Origin of the sequence: Rhodococcus sp. DMF-1, assembly GCF_021441945.1 — a bacterium.
Taxonomy (GTDB): domain Bacteria; phylum Actinomycetota; class Actinomycetes; order Mycobacteriales; family Mycobacteriaceae; genus Rhodococcus; species Rhodococcus ruber.
In genome coordinates, this window is record NZ_CP090442.1 from 4,449,522 (window position 1) to 4,470,983 (window position 21,462).

The window sequence follows — 21,462 nt, forward strand, 5'->3', positions numbered from 1 at the left end:
CTGACGGTGATCACGGATGTGACCGCGAAGCGTGAGCTGCCGAGCAGTCGGGGCACGTGCCCCAGTAGATGACCTCCGCCTCGTCGACGTGGAAGCCGCTGTGGTCGGACGCCGTCAGACAGGGCGCCTCGCCGACGGCACAGTCGACGTCGACGATGGCCCCACAGGACCGGCAGACGAGGTGGTGGTGGTTGTCCCCGACCCGCGACTCGTAGCGGGCGACGGAACCGGACGGCTGGATCCGCCGCACCAGACCTGCACCGGTCAGGGCGTGCAGCACGTCGTACACGGTCTGCCGGGACACGTCCGGCAGACCGGTGCGCACGGCCCCGAAGATCGTCTCCGTGTCGGCGTGCGGGTGCTCGTGCACCGCCTCCAGCACTGCGATCCGGGGCCGGGTCACCCGCAGCTCCGCCGTACGCAATTGCTCCACGAATTCCTGCGTCGAGGGCACGGGGATACTATGACGCACTTTTCTGGAATGAGTCATGACTTTGACGCAATCGCAGCATGATCAGAATTCGCGCGTATGCCCGGGGCGGCCGCGGCTCCCCGGCCGCTAGGACTTCGGTTGCTGCGACCACCACTTCAACAGCTCGGCCTCGGCCTCGTCGCGATCGAGGGGTCCACGGTCGAGCCGCAGCTCCTTGAGGAACTTCCACGCCTGCCCCACCTGCGGGCCGGGCTTCAGGCCGAGCAGTTCCATGATGGCGTTGCCGTCGAGGTCGGGCCGGACCTTCGCCAGGTCCTCCTGCTCGGCGATGCGCTCGATGCGCGTCTCGAGATCGTCGTAGGTGGCCTGCAGCGCCGCGGCCCGGCGCTTGTTGCGGGTGGTGCAGTCCGCCCGGACCAGCTTGTGCAGCCGGGGCAGCAGGTCACCGGCGTCGTGCACGTAGCGACGGACCGCCGAATCCGTCCACTGGCCCTTGCCGTAGCCGTGGAACCGCAGGTGCAGGAACACGAGCTGACCGACGTCGTCGATCATCTGCTTGGAGTACTTCAGGGCCCGCATCCGTTTGCGGACGAGCTTGGCGCCGACGACCTCGTGGTGGTGGAAGCTGACGCCGCCGCCCGGCTCGTTGCGCTTCGTCGCGGGCTTGCCGATGTCGTGCAGCAGGGCCGCCCAGCGCAGCACGAGGTCGGGGTCGCCGTCCTCGAGGTCGATGGCCTGCCGGAGCACGGTCAGCGAATGCCAGTACACGTCCTTGTGCTGATGGTGCTCGTCGATCTCGAGCTTCATCGCGGGGATCTCCGGGATCACTCGCTCGGCGAGGCCCGTCTCGACCATGATGTCGATGCCCTCGATGGGGTAGTCACCGAGGATCAGCTTGTCGAGTTCGGCCTGCACCCGCTCGGCGCTGATCCGCAGGATCTCGTCGGCCATGGCCACGATCGCGTCGTGCACGCGTTCGGCCAGCCCGAACCCCAGCTGGGAGACGAACCGCGCCGCGCGCAGCATCCGCAGCGGGTCGTCGTGGAACGACTCGCTCGGCAGCGCGGGCGTGTCGATGACCCCGGCGAGCAGGGCATCCATTCCGCCGAGCGGATCGACGAAGTCCTCCGCGCCGGTCGGGCCGATCCGCACGGCCATCGCGTTGACGGTGAAGTCGCGCCGGACGAGGTCGTCCTCGAGGCGGGTGCCGTACTCGACGATCGGATGGCGGGTGACGCGGTCGTACGCGTCGCTGCGGAACGTGGTGATCTCGATCTGCTCCGGTCCCTTGACCGCGCTGATCGTGCCGAAGTCGATGCCGGTGTCCCACTGGTGGTCGGCCCAGCCGCGCAGCAGCGCCTGCACCTGCTCGGGCCGCGCATCGGTGGTGAAGTCGAGATCGGTCCCGAGGCGACCGAGGACCGCGTCCCGGACGCTCCCTCCCACCAGGTAGAGCTCGTGACCGGCGGCGGTGAAGCGCGCACCGAGCGGCGCCAGGATGTCCGACAGCGCACGCAGCGTCGCGTCGGCCCCGGCGAGCAGTCGGGCGCGCCGCTCGGTGTCGGTGGAGGGAGAGTTCACGTCTTCGAACCTTACCGAGGTGGCCGAACGCACCGGTGCGCGCTCCGGACGTGCCTGGTTGAACCGCCGGGCGCGTCCCGCCAACTAGTATCGATGGGGTGTCGCCCGCAGAACGTGCCAACCGCAACCGCCGCACCTCGCGGCGGCGTGGCGCGGGCGCCAAGTCCGGTGGCCGGTCCACCTCCGACACGTCGAAGCCTCACCTGCGCACGGTCCGCGAGACCTCGGCCGGGGGACTGGTGGTCGACGGCCTCGGCGGACCCCCCGAGAAACTGTGCGCGGCGTTGATCGGACGCACCGACCGTCGGGGCCGGCTGCTGTGGTCGCTGCCGAAGGGACACATCGAGAAGGGTGAGACCGCCGAGCAGACGGCGATGCGCGAGGTCCACGAGGAGACCGGCATCCACGGCACCGTCCTCGCCACCCTCGGCAGCATCGACTACTGGTTCGTCACCGAGGGCCGGCGCGTCCACAAGACCGTGCACCACTACCTGCTGCGCTACCTGGACGGCGAGCTCTCCGACGCCGACGTCGAGGTCACCGAGGTGGCCTGGGTCCCGCTGCCGGAGCTGCGCTCGCGCCTGGCGTACGCGGACGAGCGCAGGCTCGCCGACGTCGCCGACCAGTTGATCGCCGAGATGGATCCGTCGATGCTGCTCGGACCCGGCGGACCGGAGGCCCGTCTCGGATGACGTCGGCAGCTCGCCGGGCCGCGGCGGCCGTTCTCGCCGTGCTCGCGCTCGTCCTGACGACGGCGGGCGTGTCCGTCGCCCAGCCGCGCAGCGACGGGTCCGACGCGCCGCGCTTCCTCGAACTGCGCATCGACTCGGTGACGCCGACGACGGTGTCCACCAGCAGCGAGCCGGTGGTGACGGTGACCGGCACGCTCGAGAACGTCGGGGACCGCGACGTCGAGGACATCGCCGTGCGGCTGCAGCGTGCCCCGGCGGTCGGCTCCGCCGAGGAGCTGCGCACCGCGTTGACCTGGGATCAGACCGCCTACGACCGCACGGGTCCGTTCGAATCGGTCGCCGACGTCCTCGAGCGGGGTGAGCAGCGGCAGTTCCGTCTCGAACTGGCGCTGCGCTCGGCGCAGGACCCGTCGCTGGGAATCGACGCACCCGGGGTGTACCCGCTGCTCGTCAACGTCAACGGCGCTCCCGAGTACGGCGGTCAGGCCCGGCTCGACGACGCCCGGTTCCTGCTGCCCGTGCTCGGGGTGCCCCCGAGCGAGAACCGGACGGACCGCCCCGTGCCGCCGGACACGTCCGCACCCGTGGGGATCACGATGATGTGGCCGCTCGCGGACCGGCCGCGTCTCGCGGCGGGGGTGCCCGGCTCGGCGACGGAGCCGGTCCGCCTCGTCGACGACGACCTTGCGACGTCGCTCGCCGACGGCGGTCGTCTCGACGGACTGCTCGACGCCGCCGAACGGGCGGCCACCGCCGAGGACCGCCGCGTCGCCGACGCGCTGTGCCTGGCTGTCGACCCCGACCTGCTCGTCACCGTCGCCAACATGACCCGCGGCTATCTGGTGGTCGAGGACCCCGCCGAGCCGATGGGCGACGCCCGCGACGGGGAGGGGACGGCGGCGGCCGCCGCGTGGCTGGAACGGTTGCGAGCCGTCGCCGGCTCGATGTGCACGGTCGCGGTGCCCTTCGCCCAGGTCGACACCGCCGCCCTCGCCGAACTCGACGACGCCTCGCTCGCCGGGCCCGCCCTCGCCGCCCCCACCGGGATCGTGAACACGATCCTCGGGATCACCACGACCCGCGACGACGTGGTCTGGCCCGATGCCGGGGTCCTGACCGAGAAGGCGGGGGCGTTGCTCGCCGCCGACAGTCCGGTGACGGCTCTGCTCGCCGACACCGCGGTCGACGCCGCGGACGCGGCCGCGGGCACGGGTCCCGCGCCCGTGCGGGGCGTGGACGGCCTGTCCACGGTCCTGTTCGACAGCGCCGCCGCGACCGCGCTCGCGGCGCTCGGTGACGCACCGCAGACGCCGTCGTTCACCGACGAGGACGCCCGCTACGACCTCACCGAGGATTCCCCGGACGCCCGTCTGCAGGACGCGCTGGGCGCCCTGAGCTGGTCCGCGCTGCGCACCCGGGACGACGTCACCCGGACCGTGTCCACCGGCGCACCCGCGGCCCCGGACTCCGTGCTGTTCGCGCCGCCGCAGTCGTGGAGCGCATCCGGCGACGACGCCGCCGCGGTCCTGTCGATGGTCGGCACGCTGATCCGCTCGGGCCTGGCCACCGCGCGTCCGTTCGACACCCTGTTCACACCGGTCCCCGGGGACACGCCCACTGTCGCGCTGTCCTACCCGGAGCAGGCCATCGTCGACGGCGCCTCGGCCGAGGTGATGGACACGGCCCGCGAGCAGGCGCCCCGCCTGGATGCGTTCGAGGAGGCGCTCGTCGAGGATCCCCAGGCACAGCTCACGCCGCAGCAGTTCACCGCGCCGTTGCGCGAGGATCTGCTGCGCGCGATGAGTCTGGCGGGCCGGCGCGGACCCGACCCCGGCGCCGCAGCACGCGACGCGGTGCGGCGCGGCGACGAGGTCCGCGACGCCGTCGACGGGATGTTCGCGGGGGTGACCGTGCTCTCACCCGGTGGCGTCTACACGCTGACCTCGGAGCAGAGTCCCCTACTGTTGGTCGCGCGCAACGATCTGCCGGTGGGCATCACCGTGCGGCTGCACGTGGACGCCCCGTCGGCGATGAAGATCACCGACATCGGGCCCACACAGCTGCCGCCGCGGGGCAGCCGCACCCTCACGGTGCCCGCGCAGATCAGCGATTCGCGGAAGATCGGTGTCGAGTTCGCCCTGACCACGGAGTCCGGGCTGCCGCTCGGCACCCCGACGAACGTGACGGTACGGTCCAACGCGTACGGCCAGGTTCTCGCGATCGTCACCGGCTGTGCGGGGGCGCTGCTGCTGTTCCTGGCGGGCCGTCGTCTCCTGCACCGCTTCCGCGGCGAGCCCGATCCAGCCGACGAAGGGTACGAGAAGCAATGACCGGGAATCCGACCCGTGAGGACGTCGCCCCGCCCGCCCCCGCGGCGGCGGAGCCGGCCCCGCGTAAGAACCCCGGCCTCCTCGCCGCGACCGGCTCGATCGCCTTCGCCACCCTGATCAGCCGGATCACCGGCTTCGTCAAGCAGGTGCTGCTGCTGACCCTGCTCGGTGCCGCCGTCGCCAGCTCCTACACGGTCGCCGCCCAGATCCCGAACATGATCTCCGAGCTGGTGCTCGGCGCCGTCCTCACCTCGATCGTCGTGCCGGTGCTGGTCCGCGCGGAACGCGAGGACCCGGACGGCGGTGCGGCCTTCGTCCGGCGCCTGTTCACCGTCTCCGTCACCGTGCTCGGGCTCGCCGCCCTGCTGGCCACCGCCGCCGCGCCGGTCCTCGTCACCCGGTTCTTCCTCGACGACACGGGCAAGGTGTCGACGACGCTGACCACGGCGCTGACGTATCTGCTGCTGCCGGCGATCCTGTTCTACGGCCTGTCGGCGCTGCTCACCGCCATCCTGAACACCCGGCAGGTGTTCAAGCCGGGCGCGTGGGCGCCGGTGCTCAACAACGTCGTCGTCATCACGGTTCTCGTCCTGTACTTCCTGCTGCCCGGGGAGATCACCCTCGACCCGGTGCGGATGAGCGACCCGCACCTGCTCCTGCTCGGCTGCGGCGTCACCCTCGGTGTGGTGACCCAGGCGATGTCCCTGGTGCCGGCGCTGCGCCGCGAGGGGATCAGCCTCAAACCGCTGTGGGGGCTCGACGACCGGTTGCGCCAGTTCGGCGGCATGGGCGCAGCCATCGTGCTGTACGTGCTCATCAGCCAGGCGGGCATGGTGTTCGCGACCCACGTCTCGTCGAGTGCCGACGCGGCCGGTCCGGCGATCTACAACAACGCGTGGTTGCTGCTGCAGCTGCCGTACGGCGTCCTCGGCGTCACGGTGCTCACGGCGATCATGCCGCGGCTGAGCCGCAACGCCGCCGCGGAGGACACCCCCGCCGTGGTGGACGACCTGTCGGTCGCGACCCGGCTGACGATGATCGCGCTGATCCCGATCGTCGTGTTCTTCACCGTCGCCGGCCCGCAGATCGGCACGGCCCTGTACGGCTACGGCAGCTTCGGCGAGGGCAACGCCGAACGGCTCGGCCAGGCCGTCAGCTGGTCGGCGTTCACCCTGATCCCGTACGCCCTCGTCCTCATCCATCTGCGCGTGTTCTACGCGCGCGAGCAGGCGTGGACCCCCACGTGGATCATCCTCGGCATCACCGCCGTGAAGGTCGCCCTGTCCGCCCTCGCGCCCGTCGTCGCCCGCAACGACGACCAGGTGGTGCTGCTGCTGGGCGTGGCGACCGGCCTGGCGTTCACGGTCGGGGCGGGCATCGGCGGATTCCTGCTGCACCGCGCCCTCGGCGATCTGCGGATGGCGAACGTGGGCCGGACCCTGTGGCACGTGGTGACCGCGTCGGCCGCGGGCGCCGTGGTGATGCTGATCGCCGATCGGCTGCTGCGGCTCGGTGCGCTCAGCGACCGGTTCGGCGGCGTCGGCTCGATGGTGCGCGTCGCGATCACCGGCGCGCTGATGCTGCTGGTGACTCTCACGGTCATGTGGCTGCTGAAGGTGCCCGAGATCCTGGCGATCACCGCGGCGGTCCGGCGCAAGGTCGATGCGCTGCGCGGTCGCACGCCGGTCGAACCGGAGATCGCCGAGGCCGATGCCGACGAGATCGCCGAACTCGAGGCGGCCCGGGAGTCCGAGGCGGAGAAGACCATCGTGTTGCCACGACTGGACTACGGCGACTACGGGGTGGCCCCCTACGACGCGGTCACCGAGGTGCTTCCCGCGCTCCGGAACCTGCCGAGCCACATCGATGCACACGGGCAACTCCCGTACCCTGGTCGACGGCAGGTTCGGACCGCCCGGGACGGATCGCGCCGGTTCGCGGATGCCGGACGGCCTCCCGGCTACCTCCGGGGCGGGCGAGTCGAACAAGAAGGAGTGAGGGTGAGCGACGATCACGCTACCGGTAAGTCCACGGTCGATGAGTCCGCATCGACCGATCCCGGTTCGGTGTCCACGGACGCCGACGGCACGCGGTCCCCGCAGGCCGGCACGCCCGATCGTTCCCCCTCGTCCCGCAAGTCCGCCGACGGTGCGGCCGACGGCCGGTCCGGCGCCGGCCGGCCGCAGCGCGATCCTCACGTCGACACCGGCGTCGTCCCCGTCGGCTCGCCCCAGCTGCCGCCCCTGCGGGTGCCCGGGTCCGCTCCGCGCACCCCGATGCGCGGGCCGAAGCTGATCCCCGGCGCGTCGGTCGCCGGCGGTCGCTACCGTCTGCTCGCCCCGCACGGCGGCGCGCGCGGTCTGCGCTTCTGGCAGGCGCAGGACGTCAAGCTCGACCGTGAGGTGGCGCTGACGTTCGTCGACGCCGAGCAGCGCGCCGGGGACGTCACCGGTCCCGACGGTCCGCAGGCGATCCTTTCGCGCACGCTGCGCCTGGGACGGATCAACTCACCGGGGCTCGCCCGGGTACTCGACGTGGTCCGCGGCAGTTCGGGCGGCATCGTCGTCGCCGAGTGGACACCCGGTCGCTCGCTGCGCGAGATGTCCGGCACCGAGCCGTCCCCGCTCGGTGCGGCACGCGCGGTGCAGGCCCTCGCGGCCGCGGCCGAGGCTGCGCACCGCGGCGGTGGCGCCCTCTCGATCGACCACCCCGACCGGATCCGCATCAGTGTCGCCGGCGACGCGGTGCTGGCCTTCCCCGCCACCTTCGCCGACGCGGACGTCACCTCCGACGTCCGGGGCCTCGGCGCCGGCCTGTACGGCCTGATCACCGCGCGCTGGCCGCTGCCCGAGCAGGCCGCGCCCGGGCAGCAGCCCCCGGCCCAGACCGGCGGCACGATCGGCGGCATGCGCCCCGCGGACCTGACCGCCGAGGGCACCCCGGTCGAACCCCGCGCGCTGCGGCCGGAGGTGCCGTTCGAGATCTCCGCGGTCGCAGTGCGCGCGCTCGCGGCCGACGGCGGCATCCGGACGGCGGCCACCGTGCAGCACATCCTCGGCCAGGCCTCGGTCGTGGACCAGAAGACCGACATGATCCCGGCGCTGCGGCTCGGGCAGCGCAGTCCCGGCGCCACCAACCACGCGCTCGCGGACCCCGAGGCCCTCGCGGAGGAGAAGAAGCGGTCGGAGCGGATGCTGTTCGCGCTCGTCGGGCTCGGCATCACCACCGTGGTGCTGCTCGCCCTGATCGGCTGGTGGATCGCGAACCTGCTCGCGGGGGGCAGCTCCGACGAGCCGCTCACGAGTCAGGACTTCGGACTCACCCCGACCACCGAGGCCCCGTCGGAACCGGTGGCCCAGGCGCCGGCGCCGGCCGCGGCCGCGGGCCCGGTGGCGGCGTCGGCGGTGTCGGTGTTCTCCCCCCAGGGCACTCCGGACTCGCCGGCGACGGCGCGGTTGGCGATCGACGGCGATCCCTCGACGGAGTGGAGCACCGATGCCTACTTCCAGCCGTTTCCCGCGTTGAAGAACGGAGTGGGCCTGATGGTGGCGCTCGCCGAGCCGGCGGCGCTCTCGTCGGTGTCGGTGACATCGGACAGCCCGGGTACGAAGGTCGAGATCCGCAGCGCGCCGTCGGACCAGGCGTCCCTGGACCAGACCCAGGTGATCGGTTCGGCGACACTGCGTTCCGGCGTCACGGAGATCCCGGTCGAGTCCGAGGGACGCACCTCCGACGTGCTGGTGTGGATCACGGGCCTGAGCACGTCCGGTGGCGGCAACAAGAGCTCGATCGCCGAGGTGACGTTCACCGCCGCCGAGTAGCCGGCACTCGCACCCCCCGGTAGCCCACCTCGATCGGCTACCATCCGCGCGTGCGAATTTTGGGGGGGATCGCAGGAATTGCCATGTCCGACGCCGAGTTGCTGGCGGCGCACGTGGCGGGGGACCGACGTGCGTTCGCGCACCTGCTCGAACGGCACTACGACCATCTGTGGCAGGTGGCGCGCCGCACCAGCTACTCGCCGGAGGATGCAGCGGACGCACTGCAGGAGGCGCTGCTGTCGGCGCATCGCACGGCGGGGAAGTTCCGGAACAACGCGGCGGTGCGCAGCTGGTTGCACACCATCGTGGTGAACGCGTGCCTGGACCGCATCCGGCGCAACAGGGCACGACCGACCGTTCCGCTGTACGACGACCACACCGACATCCGCGACGAACGAAATCGCATCGCGGAGCGGGAAATTGCGCTGGACATCGAGGCGGCGCTGTGCACCCTGCCACCGGAGCAGCGCGCCGCAATCGTCGCGGTCGACGTGGAAGGCCGGCCGGTGAGCGAGGCGGCCCGACGGCTCGGCGTCCCCGAGGGCACCGTCAAGAGCCGGTGCGCGCGGGGGCGTCGTCGGCTCGCGGTGCTTCTCGGCGACCTGCGGGAGACGGGGAACCGATCGTGAGCGGTGACCGTCTTATCCTGGTGAGGGCACCCGAGGCGGAGAGGACAGCGGATGACCGAGGACGAGCTGCCGCAGCCGCCGTATTCTGCCGACCTGCTCGCCGACCTGCACGCCGGTGTTCTGGACGACGATGTCGCCGCCCGGTTGTGGCCGGCGGTACGGCGGGATCCGGACGCCATGACGGTGATCGCCGCGCTCGACTCCGTCGGCCGCCGTCTGCGGGCTCTCGGTGAAGCCGAAGACGGCGGGGGGCCGTCGATCCCGCCGGACGTCGCGGCCCGGATCGATACGGCGCTGACCGCCGACGCCGCCGCGCGTCGCCGCCGACGGCTCGCTGCGGCCGGCATCGGGACCGCGGCCGCGGCCGCGGTGGCGATCGGATTCGCCGTCGTCGCCCGCGGCGCGGACCGTCCGGAGATTCCGGCATCGACAGCTGCGCCTGCCCTCGTCGCTCCCGACACCGTCGCGCCCGACACCGACGTACTGGATCCGGCGACGTGGCGCGCGATGATCGGCTCGTCGGACACCGGTCCTCTGTCGGACCGGGAAGCCCTCCGAGAATGCCTCGACGCCAACGGGATCGACGAGTCACGACTACTACTGGGATCGCGCACGATCCGGTTCGACGGCCGGGAGGCGGTGGCACTGGTCCTGGGCGATCCCGCGTCGCCGCGGTTGACGGCGCTGGTGGTGGGTACCGGGTGTGGCGCCTCCGATCCGGCCACCCTGGCTGTCCACGGGATCGGCTGAGACGCAACGAGTTCACTCGTCGGCGGCGGGCAGCAGCAGGTCGAGGATCCGTGTCCGCAGGGACGACGTATCATCTTCGGCCGCAACGACACTCGCGAACATCGCCGCGCCCGCGGCAAGGACGAGCACGGCGCGCGCGTCGAGGTCGGCGCGGGCGGAGCCGTCGGAGAACAGGGCCGCGCTCGGGCCGCTGAAGTTGCGCCACAGCGTGTTCCGCAGATCCTCGTGATCACGGAGCGCCGCGACGAGCCCGGGCAGGGCAGCGCGGACGTCGGGGCGGGCGAACAGGTCCGCACTGCCCTGGACCACCCACTCGATCCAGCCCCGACGGTCCGTCCCCTGGATCGGTGCCAGGTCCGGCGCGGAGCCGAGAATCGAGTCGAGCACGAGGTGCGCCTTGGACGGCCACCGCCGGGCCAGCGCCGCCCGGCTCACCCCGGCGCGGGCCGCGATCCCGCGCAGGCTCAGGCGCTCCCAGCCGACCTCGAGCAGCATCGCACGGGTCACGGCGAGGACCTCGGTGTCGATGCGCGGATCGCGGGGGCGGCCGGCGGGCGTGGGGGAGCGGTCGGATGTGGTCATCACCGGTGATTGTGGCGCACGGCACGCCGCGGCACTATAGTTGCAACACGTTACAGAACCACTGGCATCGAAAGTAGGGGCATGACCTCGTCGCGACCTGCCGTGTTCGAGCCCGCCCGGCTCGGACCGCTCACCCTGCGCAACCGCATCCTCAAGGCCGCGACATTCGAAGGCGTCATGCCCGGCGGTCGCGTCACCGACGAACTCGTCGAGTTCCATGCCGAGGTCGCCCGCGGTGGCACCGCCCTGACCACCGTCGCGTACTGCGCCGTCGCCCCAGGCGGACGCGTGCATCGCAACACCGTCGTCCTCGACCGCGACACCGTCCCCGGCCTCCGGCGACTCACCGACGCCGTGCACGCCGAGGGCGCTCTCGCCTCGGCGCAGATCGGTCACGCCGGCCTCGTCGCCAACCAGATCTCCAACGGAACGAAGACCCTCGCCCCGTCCACCCGCATCAGCGCCCCCGCGATGGGCCTGGTGCGGGGCGCGAGTCTCGAGCAACTCGATCAGGTCGTCGCCGACTACGAGAACGCGACCCGCTACGCCGTCGAGGCCGGATTCGACGCGCTCGAGGTGCATCTGGGACACAACTATCTGCTCAGCTCGTTCCTCAGCCCGAATCTCAACAAGCGCAGCGACCGCTACGGCGGCAGTCTCGAGAAGCGAACCGCGCTGCCCCGGCGCGTTCTCGAGGCCGTCCGAAAGGCAGCCGGTGACTCGGTTGCCGTCATCGTCAAGTTCAACATGACGGACGGCGTCCCGAAGGGACTGTGGCTCCACGAGAGCCTGCCGATGGCGCGGCTGATCGAATCCGACGGTCACATCGACGCAATGGAACTCACGGGCGGCAGCTCGCTGCTCAACGGCATGTACTTCTTCCGCGGCGACGTCCCGATGGCCGAGTTCGTCGCGTCCCAGCCCAGGCTCGTCGGACTGGGGCTGCGGTTCTACGGACCGAGGCTCTTCCCCGTCTACCCGTTCGAGGAGGCGTTCTTCCTCCCGATGGCGCGGCAGTTCCGGTCGGAACTGAGCATGCCGCTCATCCTCCTCGGCGGCATCAACCGGATCGACACCATCGAGAACGCGCTCGACGAGGGATTCGATTTCGTCGCGATGGGGCGGGCGCTGTTGCGGGACCCGTCTCTCGTCAACAAGTTCCGGGACGAACACGTGCGCGAGGGGCTGTGCATCCACTGCAACAAGTGCATGCCGACCATCTACACCGGCACCCGGTGTGTCGTGCGCGAAGCCCTGCGCGACGTGGAGCACCGCGCCTGACGGACGCTGAACGGCGATGCGGGGCCGACGATCCGGGACCCGGCGTTCGCGCACGAGATTCGCGCTTCCGGAATCGAACCCGATGCGCCGCGTGCGCAGCGGGTCGCGCCGCCGGTGCGGCACCCGCCGGGCGCCGACCGCGTACCTCGTGGCGCCACCCCACTCACCCGGCCCGTGCACACCCGATCCCGTGCAGACCCGGCCCGTGCTCGGACGGTACGAGCGCCCGGACTCCCGGGAGACATGATCGGCGGTCGTCGACATGCCGGGCATCGGGTCGCGCGTGGGGGAGGGGAGAGGACCCGATGCCCGGGACGAGACGGCAAGAGCTGACAGCGTCCATATCGTCAACGTGACGATTCGACCTCTGTGTGCCAGGGCTCCCGCCACCACTCCACCGGCAGCGGGGCAGAATACGCCTGACTGTGGCGTGACGCACGGCACGCGAGGAACAACACCCCTTACCCTGGTGTTGACCCATGTTGTGGACCACTGACGTCCCGGTCACGGGCCTTCAGGCTCGTCCGTCATCGAAGTACCAGCAGGCAGAAGTACCAGCAGAAGCACCAGCAGACACCGGAAGGCTCGCATGACCACTGATTCCACGATCCACGACCTTGTCATCGTCGGTTCGGGCCCGGCCGGATACACCGCCGGGATCTACGCCGCCCGTGCCGAACTGAAGCCGTTGCTGTTCGAAGGAACCCAGTTCGGCGGCGCCCTGATGACCACCACCGAAGTCGAGAACTTTCCCGGCTTCCGCGAGGGCATCATGGGGCCGGACCTGATGGATCAGATGCGTGAGCAGGCCCTGCGTTTCGGCGCCGACATCCGCTCCGAGGACGTCGACGAACTCGACCTGACCGGCGACGTCAAGAAGGTCGTCGCCAACGGACAGACCTACCAGGCCCGCGCCGTCATCCTCGCGATGGGCGCCGCCGCCCGCTACCTCGGCATCCCCGGCGAGGAACAGCTCCTCGGACGCGGTGTGTCCGCCTGCGCCACCTGCGACGGCTTCTTCTTCCGCGACCAGGACATCGCCGTCGTCGGCGGTGGCGACTCCGCCATGGAGGAAGCGACCTTCCTGACCCGCTTCGCCCGCAGCGTCACCCTCGTCCACCGTCGTGAGGAGTTCCGCGCCTCCAAGATCATGCTCGACCGCGCCCGCGCGAACGAGAAGATCCGCATCGTCACCAACGCCAAGCCGGTCGAGGTGCTCGGCGATACCTCCGTCACCGGTCTGGTCCTGGAGGACACCGTCACCGGCGAACGCAGCACTCTCCCGGTGACCGGCATGTTCGTCGCGATCGGCCACGATCCCCGCAGCGAACTCGTCCGCGGACAGGTCGACGTCGACGACGCCGGCTACGTGAAGGTGCAGCAGCCGACCACCGCCACCAACCTGCCCGGTGTGTTCGCCGCCGGCGACCTCGTCGACCACATCTACCGCCAGGCGATCACCGCCGCCGGCACCGGCTGCTCCGCCTCGCTCGACGCCGAGCGCTGGCTCGCCGAACTGCCGGACCACCACCCGATCACCGTCAACGCCGGATACTGATCCCTTCCCCCTTCATCGAGTAGGAGCAATCGTGGCCGACAAGAACACCGTCACCATCTCCGACGCCTCGTTCGTCGAGGACGTCCTGCAGTCCGACAAGCCGGTACTGGTCGATTTCTGGGCCACCTGGTGCGGCCCGTGCAAGATGGTGGCTCCCGTTCTCGAGGAGATCGCCGGGGAGCACTCCGACAAGCTCAAGATCGCCAAGCTCGACATCGACGCCAACCCCGCTGCGGCGCGCGACTACAAGGTCATGTCGATCCCGACGATGATCCTGTTCTCCGGCGGCAAGCCGGTGAAGACCATCGTCGGTGCGAAGGGCAAGGCGGCCCTCCTCCGCGACCTCGCCGACGTACTCTGAATCACCGTTTTCCACGTCGACACGGATGCGCCCGGATTATTCGTGGTCCGGGCGTATCTGCGACAATCGAACGATGGTCTGGTGGAACACCGGGCACAGCAGGTCAGCAGCACGGAAAGGGCCGAGACATGCACCGACTGCGCTACGGCGACCATGGCCCTGCCGTCGCCGAAATCCGGAGCACCCTCACCGGCCTCGGGTTTCTGCACGGCGAGTCCGACGTCGCCGCCGGCGACAGCTGGGTGGGCTCCGATGCGGTGTTCGACCGTGACCTCGACAGCGCGGTGCGTGCGTTCCAGCAGCAGCGTGGTCTGCTCGTCGACGGCATCGTCGGTCCCGCCACGTACCGGTCGCTGAAGGAAGCCTCGTACCGGCTCGGCGCCCGCACCCTCATCTATCAGCTCTCCGCCCCGCTCTACGGCGACGACGTCGCAACCCTGCAGCGGCGCCTACAGGACCTCGGGTTCTACGTGGACCGGGTCGACGGCTACTTCGGACCGCGCACCCACGAGGCGCTGAGTTCCTTCCAGCGGGAGATCGGTCTCGCGCCCGACGGTATCTGCGGCCCGGAGACCCTCCGCTCGCTGGAGCTGCTCGGCACCCGCGTCACCGGTGGGTCTCCGCACGCCATCAGCGAAGAGGAGATCGTCCGCCGGTCCGGTCCGCATCTGAGCGGCAAACGCATCGTCATCGACCCCGGCCTCGGCGGGCGCGACCACGGAATCATCGTGCGCAGCCCACACGGCGACATCTCCGAGGCCGACATCCTGTGGGACCTCGCTCGACGCCTCGAGGGCCGCATGGCCGCGACGGGAATGGAGACCTTCCTCTCCCGGCCGTACCACGCGAATCCGTCGAACATCGAGCGAGCCGGAACCTCCAACGCGTTCGGCGCCGATCTGATGATCTCCCTCCGCTGCGACAGCAGCCCCAACCCGGCCGCGAGCGGCATCGCAAGCTTCCACTACGGCAACGCGCACGGCTCCGAGTCGATGATCGGCCAGGTGCTCACCGGATTCATCCAACGCGAAGTGACGGCACGCACGGCCCTGCGGGACTGCCGCAGCCACGGCCGCACGTGGGATCTGCTGCGCCTGACGAACATGCCCACCGTGCAGCTCGATCTCGGATATCTCACGAACGCGCAGGATGCCTCGGTCCTGGCCAACCCCCGTTCGCGGGACATCATCGCCGAGGCCATTCTCATCTCCGTGAAGCGCCTCTACCTCCTGGGGCAGGACGATCAGCCCACCGGCACGTACACCTTCGCCGAACTGCTCGCCGAGGAACTGTCGATCACCGAGACCCGCTGAGCGGTTCGCTCAGCGGGCCGCCCCGACGGGCGTGCGGTCCGAGATGCCCGCGACGGTGAGTGCGGCCTCCTCGAGCAGCCGGTCCAGGGCCGCTTCCACGCCGATCTTCCACTCGTGATCGCGATCGAGTTCGAGTCGCAGCCTGGGGAAGCGGTGATGGGGGGCGACAACCTCGAACCCCATGTCCTCGAGGAATCCGGCCTCGATCATGCATTCGGCGGGGGAGCAGTCCCGGGCCGCCGTTGCGCCGGGGACATCGCTCTCCTCCTCGCCGGCGGACCGGTACCCGAAGGCCTCGATCGCGCGCACGTTGCGGCGGACCAGGTCGGAGATCACGGCGCGGATCAGTCCCGCGCCGAGGTCGCTGTCCTCCGCGAGCGGCTCGATCCGGACGGTGGTCAGCAGGATCGCATCGGCGCTCACCGGGGAGGTCGGGAACAGGTGGGCGCGCGGCACCATGTTCGGTGGGGCATAGAACGCGCTGCCGGCGGGCTTGTCGTCGAGCGTGGCGACCTGGGCGCAGGAACCCCACTGGAGCATGACCATCGACAGCCACGCTTCCTTCTCGAACTCCGGATCGTAGAATCCGCCCGCGTCGCGTACCGCCGCGGGATCCATCTCCCAGAACACACAGCGTCGGGCGTGTGCCGACAGCTGGTCCAGTCCGCCCAGGGTGAGTGTTGTGACTCGAGTCGACACTGGGTTACTCAGCCTCCATGTCCGTATCCTCGACTGTCGTCCTGACGTGCCGAGGCGTCAAGAGGGGTCGGCCTGAGTTTCCATCATCGCCACGATCCGCTCCAGATCGTCGACCGAACCGAACTCCACGACGATCTTGCCCTTGCGCTTGCCGAGGCTGACCGTGACACGGGTGTCGAAGGAATTGGACAGGCGCTCCGCGACGTCCTGCAGGCCGGGCATCTGGATGGGTTTGCGACGCTGCTGCGGTGCGGGGTCCTTCCCGTCGCCGCGATTCGCCAGCATGACCGCTTCCTCGGTGGCGCGGACGGAGAGGCCCTCGGCGACGATGCGCGCCGCGAGAACCTCCTGCGCGTCGGACCCGGCTTCGAGGGACAGCAGGGCGCGGGCATGCCCCGCGGACAGCACACCCGCCGCCACCCGCCGCTGGACGGGGATCGGCAGCTTGAGCAACCGGATCATGTTGGTCACCACGGGACGCGATCGTCCGATGCGAGCCGCGAGTTCCTCGTGGGTGACCCCGAACTCCTCGAGCAGCTGTTGGTAGGCCGCGGCTTCCTCCAGCGGATTGAGCTGGACGCGGTGGATGTTCTCGAGCAGCGCGTCGCGCAGGAGGGACTGGTCGTCGGTCTCACGGACGATCGCCGGGATGGTGGCGAGGCCGGCCTCCTGACCGGCACGCCACCGGCGCTCACCCATGACGAGCTGGTATCGCTCGCCGTCGATCCTGCGCACGACGATGGGCTGCATGAGCCCGAACTCGCGGATGGAGTGGACGAGCTCGGCGAGCGCCTCCTCGTCGAAGACCTGGCGGGGCTGTCGCGGGTTCGGCTCGATCTTGTCCGTGTCGATCTCGAGGTAGACCGCGCCGGCGGGGGAGGGGAGGGGAGCGTCGGTGGGCGCCGGACCGCCGTCGCCCACGGCTTTCGCGCCCTCGGTCCGGCTGCTCCCGGACCTCGCCGGTGCGGTGGCAGCAGCCTTCTTCGACGCGGTCTCCGCGGCCGCGGTCTTGCGGTTGTCGCCGATGATCACGTCCGCCGCAGCGTTGCCGAGACCGGGGGCGGCCGCCGGGCCGGTCGGAATCAGCGACGCCAGACCCCGGCCCAACCCGCCCTTGCGTGTCGCGCTCATTCGTTCCCCTGCTTCTCGTTCCGGTACCCACGTGCCGCCAGTTCACGCCCCGCGTCGAGGTAGCTCATCGCGCCGCGCGAACCTGGATCGTAGTCGAGGACGGTCATCCCGTACCCGGGAGCTTCCGAGACCCGCACGCTTCGGGGGATGACGGAGCGCAGCACCGCGCTGCCGAAGTGGGCGCGCACCTCCTCCGCCACCTGATCGGCGAGCTTCGTGCGGCCGTCGTACATGGTGAGCAGCACGGTGGAGACGTGCAGTTCGGGATTGAGGTGCGACTGGACCAGTTCGATGTTCCGCAGCAACTGGCCGACGCCCTCGAGCGCGTAGTACTCGCACTGGATGGGAATGAGCACCTCCTTCGCCGCGACGAGCGCATTGACGGTGAGAAGACCCAGCGACGGCGGGCAGTCGATGATGATGTAGTCGAAGTCCTGGTCGCCCAGCGCAGTTGCGGAGAGAGCGTTCTTCAGACGGTTCTCGCGCGCCACCATCGAGACGAGTTCGATCTCGGCGCCCGCAAGATCGATCGTGGCCGGGATGCAGAACAGGCGCTCGCTGTGCGGGCTCTGCTGGACGGCTTCGGCCGCCTTGACCTCCCCGAGGAGCACCTCGTAGCTCGACGGGATGCCGGAGTGGTGTGGCACTCCGAGCGCGGTGCTGGCGTTGCCCTGGGGATCGAGATCGACGACGAGGACGGTCAGCCCCTGGACGGCGAGGGCGGAGGCGAGGTTCACGGTGGACGTGGTCTTGCCGACCCCGCCCTTCTGGTTCGCGATCGTGATCACTCGACGGTGCGCCGGTTTGGGGAGGGCGTTCACGGAACTCGGGTGCAGCACCTGGCTGGCCCGGTGCGCAGCGGCGCCGATCGGCGTATCCAGCGGCGAGAGTCCCTCGTACGGAATCGGAGAGAACTCGTCCTCGGCGGACCCGGACGCGGCTGCCGTCGTCCTCTGCGTCTCGGTTTCACGTGAAACAGCGGATTCAGATCCACCCGACATTGACCGCTCCTTTGTTGTCGACACCCGCACGGTACATCCCCCTCGCGACACCACGCCGGTGATCCGCGCTCGACCACCGCGGCCGGTCACCGTTTCGGTCCCACGGGGGGTGGAGTGAGCCGAGGCGCAGTGACTGATGCCCGAACTCGGAAGGTGGAGTGCGCCGGCGAGGGTTGGCGACCGTTCCCGGCCCACTCCCTTTCCTCGTTTCGATTCAGTATCCCATCCGCCTTCCGCGGGAGTGCGACGACGTCGCCGACGAATCTCGTTTCACGGGAAACCCACCGTTTCACGTGAAACCGAAAAGTGCAGGTTTCACGTGAAACAACGCGTCGCACTCGCGACCGCCTCGATGTGAAGGGGGAGCTACTGTCACAGTGACGATTTGGCCGAGGGTATAGGGAAGGGTGTGTGCCGAAGAGGATTCGCCGTCCTGGCGCTGCCGTGCCGTCGACCCTAAAAGTCAAGGAGGACAACAACTTCGGTGACTCGTGCTGCAGGAGAGGCCAGCCCGCGGTAGTTGCGGGCAGGACCGGGCACACCGGAGCGGATTTCGGCGGGGATCGGCCGGTGACGACGCGACAGGACCGTGACGCGACAGAGAAAGGACGCGACAGGAGAGGGACGCGACAGGAGAGGGACGCGATAGGAGAGGGACACCGCAGGTCTCGAGCCGCGGGCGGCCCGGCATCCGGGTATGGCGGCCGCCGGGGACGACGGGGGCGCACTGCCCGACACCCTGTCCGCCTCGAGTGCCTCGAGTCGCTCATCTCCTCGAGTGCGATCCTCGAGAGGGCGCCGCACTCGAGAGTGCGGGTCGGTTTCACGTGAAACCGGATCAGTGCTTCTTGCGCCGCCGAGTCGGCCGCGGCATCCGCTCGGCTTTCACCACGAGGGTGGGTGTCTCGAGCAGCCCCACGCCGCACTCGAGGACCTCGAGGTTGCCGGCGCCGAGACGAGCCAGTTCGTCGCGGTCGCGCGCGATCTCCTCCGCCGCGCTGGAACCCTTGAGCGCCAGCATCCGCCCACCCTCGCGCACGAGCGGCAGCGACCACTTGGCGAGTTTCGCCAGGGGAGCCACGGCTCGGGAGGTGACGACGTCGGACCCTCCGGCCTCTTTCACGACGCCGGGTTGCTCGGCACGACCGCGAATGACAAGCACATTGGTCAGGCCGTGCGCTTCGACGAACTCCGCCAGATACACCGACCGGCGCAGCAACGGCTCGACGAGGATCACGTGCAGATCGGGACGGGCGATAGCCAGGGGGATGCCCGGGAGACCGGCACCGCTACCCACGTCGACGACACGTTCGCCCTCGTCGATCAATTCACCGAGTACGGCGCAGTTGAGCAGGTGACGATCCCACAGTCGGGGGACCTCGCGCGGCCCGATGAGTCCACGCTCCACACCGTCGGTCGCGAGCGAATCCCGATACTGCTCCGCGAGACCGAGCCGCTCACCGAAGACGCGAACGGCGATCTCGCGGATGCGTCCCTCGTCCTGTTCCACGTGAAACATCCTCTCCCGGCGACAACCTCGCCTCGAGAGAAGGGAGGGATCCCGACGTCGCGCGCCGAGATCCCTCCCTCCTTACTGCTGTCCGGTCGGACTGCTGTCCGTCAGTCCTTGAGGACGACGACCCGACGCTGCGGCTCGGCGCCCTCGCTCTCGCTGGAGACACCGTCGATCCTGGCCACCGCGTCGTGCACGATCTTGCGCTCGAAGGGCGTCATCGGAGTCAGTTCCTCGCGCTCCCCGGTCTCGAGGACACGCTTCGCGGCGGCCGTGCCGAGCGCGCTGAGTTCGGCCCGCTTGCCGGCCCGCCATCCCGCGATGTCGAGCATCAGCTTGCTGCGTTCACCGGTGACCTGCTGCACGGCGAGGCGGGTGAGCTCCTGCAGGGCGTCGAGCACCTCGCCCTCGCGACCGACGAGCTTGGACAGGTCCTTACCGCCGTCGATGCTCACCACCGCGCGATCGCCCTCCACGTCGAGGTCGATGTCGCCGTCGAAGTCCAGCACGTCGAGCAGCTGCTCGAGGTAGTCACCGGCGATCTCGCCCTCCTCGACCAGCAGATCGTCCTCGGAGTCGGAATCCGCGTCGAGATCCGGCGTCTCGGTGGTCACGTCGGCATCCTCCTGTGCCTTGTCCAGGTCACTGGCCATGATTCGCTCTCTCTTCTTCGGTCAGCGCCGCTTGCGCTTGGAGTTCTTCGAGCCGCCGGGGCGTTTCGATCCGGCCGCGTTCTTGGGAGATCCGGACGGCGGGGCGGACGGCGTGGCACCGCCGGACGCGTCGTCCGTGGCCGTCTTCTCCAGGGAGACCTCCGGGGCACCCGCAGCGTCCTCGACACCGGTGGAGGCAGTCTTCTTCTTCGTCGTCCGATCGGGACGGGCACCGGGCTTGGGAGCGTTGTCGCTGCGGCGTGCGATCGCGGCCTGCTTCTTGGCCTCTTCTTCCTGGTCGATCTTGCGGAAGACGATGTGCTGCTGCGCGTAGGTCCAGATGTTGTTGCTCACCCAGTACAGCAGGATGGCGATCGGCAGGAACGGACCGCCGACGATGACGCCGAGCGGGAACACGTACAGCGCCAGCTTGTTCATGATCGCGGCCTGCGGATTGGCCGCGGCCTGCGCGCTCTGCCGGGCGACGGAGGCACGGGAGTTGAAGTGCGTTGCGATGCCCGCCACGATCATCAGCGGGATCGCGACGAGCGCGATGTCGAGCCGGGAGGGGATCCCGCCGAAGGGCTCGAATGCCACCAGTGATGCCTCGGGCTGGGTGATCCACGCCGAGATCGGTGCACCGAACAGGCGCGCACTGAGGAACGACTGCACGTCCTCCGGGCTGAACGCATAGTTGCCGAGTTGCGCGTTCTCCTCCGGCGACAGCCCGAGCTGACCGAAGCCTTCACCGGTGCGGTTGAACGAGCGCAGCACGTGGAACAGACCGATGAACACCGGCGCCTGCAGCAAGACCGGGAGGCAACCCATCAGCGGGTTGAAGCCGTGTTCCTTCTGCAGTTTCTGGAGCTCGACGGCCTGCCGCTGCCGGTCGTTGGAGTACTTCTTCTGCAGCGCCTTGATCTGCGGTTGCAGTTCCTGCATCTGCCGCGTCGTCCGGACCTGCTTGACGAACGGCTTGTACAGGATCGCGCGCAGCGTGAAGACGAGGAAGACCACGGACAGCGCCCACGTCGCGCCGTCGTCGGGCTCCAGTCCGGGCAGTGCCGTGAAAGCGTTGTGCCAGACCCAGAGGATCCAGGACACGGGATAGTAGATGAAGTCGAGCACGGCTCT

Annotated in this window: 18 protein-coding genes; 9 read left to right on the forward strand and 9 right to left on the reverse strand. The window is 69.8% G+C overall.

Going from position 1 to position 21,462, the window contains the following annotated elements; translation table 11 throughout:
- Positions 1-10 precede the first annotated feature (10 nt).
- Complete coding sequence (locus LZP97_RS20370) at positions 11-454, reverse strand: Fur family transcriptional regulator (RefSeq protein ID WP_010595420.1); 444 nt, start codon at positions 452-454, stop codon at positions 11-13.
- 105 nt (positions 455-559) lie between these two features.
- Positions 560-2,014, reverse strand: a complete 1,455-nt coding sequence (locus LZP97_RS20375; RefSeq protein ID WP_010595421.1) for a CCA tRNA nucleotidyltransferase — start codon at positions 2,012-2,014, stop codon at positions 560-562.
- Between the two features lie 98 nt (positions 2,015-2,112).
- On the opposite strand from LZP97_RS20375, the gene LZP97_RS20380 reads away from it, so the two are divergent.
- From LZP97_RS20380 to LZP97_RS20400, 5 genes are all read left to right on the forward strand, one after another.
- Positions 2,113-2,706 (forward strand): NUDIX hydrolase, encoded by a 594-nt coding sequence (locus LZP97_RS20380; RefSeq protein ID WP_010595422.1) that lies wholly within the window; start codon positions 2,113-2,115, stop codon positions 2,704-2,706.
- Positions 2,703-5,036, forward strand: a complete 2,334-nt coding sequence (locus tag LZP97_RS20385; protein WP_017681026.1) for a DUF6049 family protein — start codon at positions 2,703-2,705, stop codon at positions 5,034-5,036. Before LZP97_RS20380 ends, LZP97_RS20385 begins: the two co-directional genes overlap by 4 nt.
- Entirely contained in the window at positions 5,033-8,857 is a 3,825-nt protein-coding gene (gene murJ / locus LZP97_RS20390) for a murein biosynthesis integral membrane protein MurJ (RefSeq protein WP_010595425.1), read from the forward strand. The genes LZP97_RS20385 and murJ overlap by 4 nt, the downstream gene beginning before the upstream one ends.
- An 83-nt stretch (positions 8,858-8,940) precedes the next feature.
- The gene (gene sigM / locus LZP97_RS20395; protein ID WP_010595426.1) at positions 8,941-9,486 is read left to right on the forward strand and encodes an RNA polymerase sigma factor SigM; all 546 of its coding nucleotides are present in this window, start codon (positions 8,941-8,943) and stop codon (positions 9,484-9,486) included.
- 51 nt (positions 9,487-9,537) lie between these two features.
- Positions 9,538-10,236 (forward strand): hypothetical protein, encoded by a 699-nt coding sequence (locus tag LZP97_RS20400; protein ID WP_010595427.1) that lies wholly within the window; start codon positions 9,538-9,540, stop codon positions 10,234-10,236.
- A gap of 12 nt (positions 10,237-10,248) precedes the next feature.
- Here the strand turns inward: LZP97_RS20400 and LZP97_RS20405 are convergent, their stop codons facing one another.
- Entirely contained in the window at positions 10,249-10,818 is a 570-nt protein-coding gene (locus LZP97_RS20405) for a TetR/AcrR family transcriptional regulator (RefSeq protein ID WP_010595428.1), read from the reverse strand.
- 81 nt (positions 10,819-10,899) lie between these two features.
- On the opposite strand from LZP97_RS20405, the gene LZP97_RS20410 reads away from it, so the two are divergent.
- The 4 genes from LZP97_RS20410 (at position 10,900) to LZP97_RS20425 (ending at position 15,331) form a co-directional block, all read left to right on the forward strand.
- The gene (locus LZP97_RS20410) at positions 10,900-12,099 is read left to right on the forward strand and encodes an NADH:flavin oxidoreductase (RefSeq protein WP_017681023.1); all 1,200 of its coding nucleotides are present in this window, start codon (positions 10,900-10,902) and stop codon (positions 12,097-12,099) included.
- Between the two features lie 589 nt (positions 12,100-12,688).
- A complete protein-coding gene (gene trxB, locus LZP97_RS20415; protein WP_010595430.1) occupies positions 12,689-13,657 on the forward strand; it encodes a thioredoxin-disulfide reductase in 969 nt (322 codons plus the stop codon).
- Between the two features lie 31 nt (positions 13,658-13,688).
- A complete protein-coding gene (gene trxA, locus LZP97_RS20420) occupies positions 13,689-14,018 on the forward strand; it encodes a thioredoxin (protein WP_003936658.1) in 330 nt (109 codons plus the stop codon).
- A gap of 128 nt (positions 14,019-14,146) precedes the next feature.
- Positions 14,147-15,331, forward strand: coding sequence for an N-acetylmuramoyl-L-alanine amidase (locus tag LZP97_RS20425; protein WP_010595431.1), 1,185 nt, complete (start codon positions 14,147-14,149; stop codon positions 15,329-15,331).
- Positions 15,332-15,340: 9 nt separating this feature from the next.
- Here the strand turns inward: LZP97_RS20425 and LZP97_RS20430 are convergent, their stop codons facing one another.
- From LZP97_RS20430 to yidC, 6 genes are all read right to left on the reverse strand, one after another.
- Positions 15,341-16,030, reverse strand: coding sequence for a hypothetical protein (locus LZP97_RS20430; RefSeq protein ID WP_026137832.1), 690 nt, complete (start codon positions 16,028-16,030; stop codon positions 15,341-15,343).
- A 57-nt stretch (positions 16,031-16,087) separates the two neighbouring features.
- A complete protein-coding gene (locus LZP97_RS20435) occupies positions 16,088-17,161 on the reverse strand; it encodes a ParB/RepB/Spo0J family partition protein (protein WP_010595433.1) in 1,074 nt (357 codons plus the stop codon).
- Positions 17,158-18,162, reverse strand: a complete 1,005-nt coding sequence (locus LZP97_RS20440; RefSeq protein ID WP_010595434.1) for a ParA family protein — start codon at positions 18,160-18,162, stop codon at positions 17,158-17,160. Before LZP97_RS20440 ends, LZP97_RS20435 begins: the two co-directional genes overlap by 4 nt.
- 838 nt (positions 18,163-19,000) lie before the next feature.
- Complete coding sequence (rsmG, locus tag LZP97_RS20445; RefSeq protein ID WP_048771175.1) at positions 19,001-19,681, reverse strand: 16S rRNA (guanine(527)-N(7))-methyltransferase RsmG; 681 nt, start codon at positions 19,679-19,681, stop codon at positions 19,001-19,003.
- A 101-nt stretch (positions 19,682-19,782) separates the two neighbouring features.
- Positions 19,783-20,328 carry a Jag family protein gene (locus LZP97_RS20450; protein WP_010595436.1) on the reverse strand — a complete coding sequence of 182 codons (546 nt, stop codon included), beginning with the start codon at positions 20,326-20,328 and terminating at the stop codon, positions 19,783-19,785.
- Positions 20,329-20,349: 21 nt separating this feature from the next.
- Positions 20,350-21,456 carry a membrane protein insertase YidC gene (yidC, locus tag LZP97_RS20455; RefSeq protein ID WP_010595437.1) on the reverse strand — a complete coding sequence of 369 codons (1,107 nt, stop codon included), beginning with the start codon at positions 21,454-21,456 and terminating at the stop codon, positions 20,350-20,352.
- Positions 21,457-21,462 lie beyond the last annotated feature (6 nt).